The following is a 5,906-nucleotide window of genomic DNA, read 5'->3' on the forward strand; positions in this document are numbered from 1 at the left end:
GCTTTCTTGCGGATGATCGTCTTCAGCGCATCTATATCAGGCGAAGGTTGCGGCTCGGCTAGACGCGATTGGCCGGGTACAGAGTTGAACCTTGTATTCATATCGAATGCACTTGCCATTGCACCGGCCCAGAAACCCCATATCTGGCTGGCGACACCAAAGCCAAGCGCAGAAGCCGCTGCCGCTGCTCCAAGCTGTGGTGTCAGCAAATTCGCGGCGGGCAGCACATGCTTTGGCACTAGTGCCGCCCAATCGGCGCTGGAGTTCTTGGTTGTTCCGGTATCTGACATCGTCCTTCACCTATTCCGCAGCGACAAGCACTGGGCTCGCGGCAGCGTTGCGTGAAAATTCATCGATTCGGCGTTCGATCTCCGGACGGAAATTGCGGATGAGACCCTGGATGGGCCATGCAGCAGCATCACCAAGAGCGCAGATCGTGTGACCTTCGATCTGCTTGGTAACGTCAAGCAGCATGTCGATTTCACGTTTCTGAGCGTTGCCCGTAACCATGCGTTCCATCACGCGCCACATCCAGCCAGTTCCTTCACGGCATGGCGTGCACTGGCCACAGCTCTCATGCTTGAAGAAGTAGGACAGGCGCGCAATCGCGCGGACAATATCGGTCGATTTATCCATGACGATGACAGCGGCTGTGCCGAACGACGATTTGACGTTGCGCAGTCCGTCGAAGTCCATCGGGCAGTCTATGATGTCTGCCGCCGTTACCACGGGGCAGGATGCACCGCCCGGAATAACGGCCAGCAGATTGTCCCAGCCGCCGCGAATGCCGCCTGCATGCTTCTCGATCAGCTCACGGAAGGGAATGCCCATGGCTTCTTCGACTGTGCAGGGATTGTTGACGTGTCCGGACACCATGAACAGCTTGGTGCCGACATTGTTCGGACGACCAATGCTGGAGAACCATGCCGCACCGCGACGCAGGATCGTCGGAGCCACTGCAATGGACTCGACATTGTTTACTGTGGTCGGGCAACCATAAAGACCCATATTGGCCGGGAAAGGCGGCTTCAGGCGCGGCTGACCCTTCTTGCCTTCAAGGCTTTCGAGCAGCGCAGTTTCTTCGCCGCAAATATAAGCGCCAGCGCCATGATGTACGAAAATATCGTAGTCCCAGCCATTCTTGTTGTTTTTACCGATAAGACCCGCATCGTAGCATTCGTCGATAGCAATCTGCAGAGCTTCACGCTCGCGAATATACTCGCCGCGCACGTAAATGTAGCAGGTATGGGCAGCCATGGCGAAACCGGCAATCAGGCAGCCTTCGATCAATGTATGCGGGTCGTGCCGCATGATATCGCGGTCCTTGCAGGTGCCTGGCTCGGATTCGTCGGCATTGATGACGAGGTAGTGCGGGCGACCGTCGCTTTCCTTTGGCATGAACGACCATTTCAGACCGGTCGGAAAGCCGGCGCCACCGCGCCCGCGCAGGCCCGAGGCCTTCATCTCGTTAATAATCCAATCACGACCCTTGGCAATGATGCGCGCAGTGCCATCCCAATGGCCACGCGACATCACGCCCTTCAACGACTTGTCGTGAATGCCGTAAATATTATTGAAGATGCGGTCCTTATCAGCAAGCATTTCGCACCGGTCCTACTCTCTTCGTCCATTCATACGGATGCGAAGTCTGCATCCGCCAATCCATTTTATCTCGGCTTCTTGCCGAAAACCTTGATGTACTCGGCTTCGCCGCCCTTGGCCAAGGCCTTGGCTTGCTTGACCCAGTCGTCTCGCTCAATGCGGCCACCGAACTTCATATAGCTGTCGACCCAGTCGCGCTCGGCTTTCTTCCACGCTGCAACCTGCGCGAATGTATAGATGCCAAGCTCGTGCAGGAGGATTTCGAACCTCGGACCGACGCCGGAGATCATCTTGAGATCATCGACAAGCGCAGGTTTTTCGATACCGGCAGGACGATCCTTGTCCCCCAGCGAAACAACCTTCGCAGGAGCCTTGATCGTCTGCACAGAAGGTTTTTCCGCAAGTGAGCCTTCGGCCAATGGGGGATTCTTGATTGTCCGCGCGGCGGGTGCCGCAGCAGCAGCAGCTGGCTTCGAAGTCGCCTCTTCCGCTGCTTTGGTCGTCTTCACCTTGGATGGTGATCTGATCGCGGCATTGGTTACTTCATCATGCGTAACAGGTTTACCAGCATTTGACGGCGGCACACTCGCCTTGTCCGAATTGGCAGCTTTCGCACGCTTGGGTTTTTCATCGCCATTAAGCGAAGTCAGGCCAGTCTGCGGTGCAGAGAAAATACGCTTGATTTGCGGCCCTACTGGTATGGAATCGCCCTTCCCGGCATCGAACGCATCGATGATTTCCTCGAGCCGTTCCGGTGTCAGATCCTCGTAAGTATCCTTGAACACCATGATCATCGGGGCGTTGACGCAGGCGCCGAGGCATTCGACCTCTTCCCAGGACAGGGTGCCGGATTCGTTCAGCTGAAACTGGTCATGATGGATCTTGTGCTGGCAGACCTTTTTAAGATCTTCCGAGCCACGCAACATGCAGGGCGTCGTGCCACATACCTGGATATGAGCGCGGGTGCCCACTGGCTTCAACTGGAACTGCGTATAGAACGTCGCAACTTCAAGCACCCGGATCAGGGGCATATCGAGCATGGTCGCGACATGTTCAATCGCCGCCTTGGTAACCCAGCCATCCTGTTCCTGCGCGCGCATCAACAGCGGAATGACTGCCGACTGTTCACGGCCTTTTGGATATTTCTTGATTGCAAGCTTTGCCCAAGCGCTGTTTTCGCGATTAAACGCGAACGCTGCTGGTTGGACGTTATCTTCTGCGAGACGGCGGACGGACATTAACGATCAACCTCACCAAATACGATATCGAGCGAGCCGAGGACGGCGGAAACGTCGGCTAGCATGTGGCCACGGCACATGAAATCCATGGCCTGAAGATGGGCAAAACCTGGCGCGCGTAGTTTGACGCGATAAGGCTTGTTGGAACCATCCGAAACGAGGAATACGCCGAACTCGCCCTTAGGCGCTTCGACAGCGGCATACACTTCACCTGCCGGCACGTGATAGCCTTCTGTGTAGAGCTTGAAGTGATGGATCAAGGATTCCATCGAGCGCTTCATTTCGCTGCGTTTTGGCGGCACGATCTTGGCGGAGGTATTGGAAACGGGTCCTATCCGCTCCTTGCCAAGCAACTGCTCTACGCATTGGCGCATGATGCGAACGGACTGGCGCATCTCTTCCATGCGGATCAGATAGCGATCATAGCAATCGCCATTCTTGCCGATCGGAATGTCGAATTCCATTTCCGAGTAGCACTCATAGGGCTGCGACTTGCGCAAATCCCATGCAGCACCGGAACCACGAACCATAACGCCGGAGAAGCCCCAAGCCCACGCATCGTCCAGCTTCACGACGCCGATATCGACGTTACGCTGCTTGAAAATGCGGTTCGGCGTAATCAGATCATCGAGATTCTTGACGGTCTGCAGAAATGGATCACACCATTTGCCGATGTCCTCGATCAACTGATCCGGCAGGTCCTGATGAACGCCGCCCGGACGGAAATAAGCTGCGTGCATACGAGCGCCACAAGCACGCTCATAGAATACCATCAGCTTCTCGCGTTCCTCGAAGCCCCACAGCGGCGGTGTCAGCGCGCCAACGTCTAGGGCCTGCGTCGTCACGTTCAAAAGATGCGACAGGATGCGCCCGATTTCCGAAAACAGAACCCGTATGAGCTGGCCGCGCTTTGGCACTTCAATCTCGAGCAGGCGCTCGACCGCTAGCGCATAAGCGTGCTCCTGGTTCATCGGCGCGACATAGTCGAGGCGGTCAAGATAGGGCACGGCTTGCAGATAAGTCTTGGCTTCCATCAACTTTTCGGTGCCGCGATGAAGCAAGCCGATATGTGGATCAACGCGCTCGACCACCTCACCATCCAGTTCAAGCACAAGCCGCAAAACGCCATGTGCGGCCGGATGTTGCGGGCCGAAGTTGATGTTGAAGTTGCGGACGCTGTGTTCAGTCATGGGTAAATTCCCGGTGTGCTGCGTCTAATGTAATCGGCACGTTCAATTTGTCTTCGCCTTCTCATCGCCCGGGAGCACATAGTCAGTGCCTTCCCAAGGGGACTGGAAGTCAAAATTGCGAAACTCCTGCCTCAGTTCGACCGGTTCATAGACGACGCGTTTGACCTCATCGTCATAACGAACCTCAACGAAGCCGGTAAGCGGAAAGTCTTTACGCAACGGATGACCTTCGAAACCATAATCTGTGAGGATACGGCGAAGGTCCGGGTGACCCGAGAACAATACGCCGTAAAGATCGTAGGTCTCACGCTCGTACCAGTCCGCACCCAGATAAACCGGCGTCGCCGATGGTACTGGCGTATCCTCGTCGGTCGCTACCTTGACGCGTATGCGCAAGTTCTGACGCGGCGAAAGCAGGTGATAGACGACATCGAACCGCGCGGCGCGCGATGGATAGTCGACGCCACTGATGTCGATCAGCGAGATGAACTGGCACTGGGCATCATCACGCAGGAAAGTCAGTGTCGCGTTGAGTTCGCTGACCTCGACCTCAACAGTCAGTTCGCCATAGGCCAGCTCGACTGATTTGAGGGAGAGACCCGCCCTGTCTTTGAGATAGTTGCCAAGTTCACTCAATGCTTCTTCAGCCATCGCCGTGTCCTATCGCTCTATCGTGCCGGTGCGGCGAATTTTCTTTTGCAACATTAACACGCCATACAGAAGCGCTTCTGCAGTAGGCGGGCAACCCGGCACGTAGATGTCGACGGGAACGACGCGATCGCAGCCCCGCACCACAGAATACGAATAGTGGTAATAGCCGCCGCCATTGGCGCAAGAACCCATAGAAATCACATAACGCGGCTCGGGCATCTGGTCATATACCTTGCGCAATGCCGGTGCCATCTTGTTGGTCAGCGTGCCGGCAACGATCATCACGTCCGATTGACGCGGTGAAGCGCGCGGCGCAAAACCAAAACGCTCAGCATCATAGCGTGGCATGGAGGTGTGCATCATTTCAACGGCGCAGCATGCGAGGCCGAAAGTCATCCACATCAGCGATCCAGTACGCGCCCAGGTAACCAGTGCATCCGCCGAGGTGACGAGAAATCCCTTGTCGGCGAGCTCATTGTTGATCTCGCCGAAGAAAGCATCGTCGGAACCAACCGGCTTGCCGGTGTTCGGATCAAGAATACCCTTTGGTTGTGGTGCTACGAGGGTAGTGTTGCTGTCGGTCAATCCCATTCCAGCGCTCCCTTTTTCCACTCATAAATAAAGCCGATCGTCAGGACACCCAAGAAGGCCATCATCGACCAGAAACCGAACCAGCCAATCTTGCCGAAGGAGATCGCCCACGGGAACAGGAAAGCCACTTCCAGGTCGAAGATAATGAACAAGATCGAAACGAGATAAAAGCGTACGTCGAACTTCATACGAGCGTCGTCGAAGGCGTTAAAGCCGCACTCATAGGCTGACAATTTCTCGGGGTCCGGCGCACTATATGCGACCAGAAAAGGCGCAACCAACAGTGCCAGACCGATTACCAGCGCTACCCCGATAAAGATAACGATGGGCAGGTAGGAACTTAACAACTCGTTCATGATCCGTATTTTTCCGCCTTGTGAACTCAGGCTGACAAGAATGCCATGTTATGCACATGACTGCCACAAATACGCGACAGATCACACCATTCTTGAAGAGGGTGTGATAGGGCGAGGGTTAGCGCGTTAGTGCCATGCGCGCAAGTGCAACAAAAATCGTGACAACGCCTGTATATTGACTTCATCGGTTACCTGATTTGTCTGCAAACTGCCAAAATATAGCGTTTTCTCCCATATTACGCCTCAAAATCGCGTCGATTTGCTCTTTAGAACGATAT

At 55.2% G+C, this 5,906-nt stretch carries 6 protein-coding genes and 1 pseudogene; all 7 read right to left on the reverse strand.

Annotated elements, in window-relative coordinates:
* A pseudogene (locus tag ACXJ5O_RS16840) lies at positions 1-290 on the reverse strand (hypothetical protein); the annotation flags it as partial.
* Positions 291-300: 10 nt separating this feature from the next.
* Positions 301-1,602, reverse strand: a complete 1,302-nt coding sequence (gene nuoF, locus ACXJ5O_RS16845; protein ID WP_457300889.1) for an NADH-quinone oxidoreductase subunit NuoF — start codon at positions 1,600-1,602, stop codon at positions 301-303.
* A 65-nt stretch (positions 1,603-1,667) separates the two neighbouring features.
* Positions 1,668-2,840 carry an NADH-quinone oxidoreductase subunit E gene (locus ACXJ5O_RS16850; RefSeq protein WP_457300890.1) on the reverse strand — a complete coding sequence of 391 codons (1,173 nt, stop codon included), beginning with the start codon at positions 2,838-2,840 and terminating at the stop codon, positions 1,668-1,670.
* Positions 2,840-4,030: an NADH-quinone oxidoreductase subunit D gene (locus tag ACXJ5O_RS16855; protein WP_457300891.1), complete on the reverse strand. Its 1,191-nt coding sequence runs from the start codon at positions 4,028-4,030 to the stop codon at positions 2,840-2,842. Before ACXJ5O_RS16855 ends, ACXJ5O_RS16850 begins: the two co-directional genes overlap by 1 nt.
* A gap of 42 nt (positions 4,031-4,072) precedes the next feature.
* Complete coding sequence (locus ACXJ5O_RS16860; RefSeq protein WP_457300892.1) at positions 4,073-4,681, reverse strand: NADH-quinone oxidoreductase subunit C; 609 nt, start codon at positions 4,679-4,681, stop codon at positions 4,073-4,075.
* A 9-nt stretch (positions 4,682-4,690) separates the two neighbouring features.
* On the reverse strand, positions 4,691-5,272 hold the full coding sequence (locus ACXJ5O_RS16865; RefSeq protein ID WP_112530888.1) for a NuoB/complex I 20 kDa subunit family protein: 582 nt from the start codon (positions 5,270-5,272) through the stop codon (positions 4,691-4,693).
* On the reverse strand, positions 5,263-5,628 hold the full coding sequence (locus ACXJ5O_RS16870) for an NADH-quinone oxidoreductase subunit A (RefSeq protein WP_112530887.1): 366 nt from the start codon (positions 5,626-5,628) through the stop codon (positions 5,263-5,265). The genes ACXJ5O_RS16865 and ACXJ5O_RS16870 overlap by 10 nt, the downstream gene beginning before the upstream one ends.
* Positions 5,629-5,906: the final 278 nt, after the last annotated feature.

The sequence above is a fragment of the Phyllobacterium sp. P5_D12 genome (assembly GCF_054049495.1).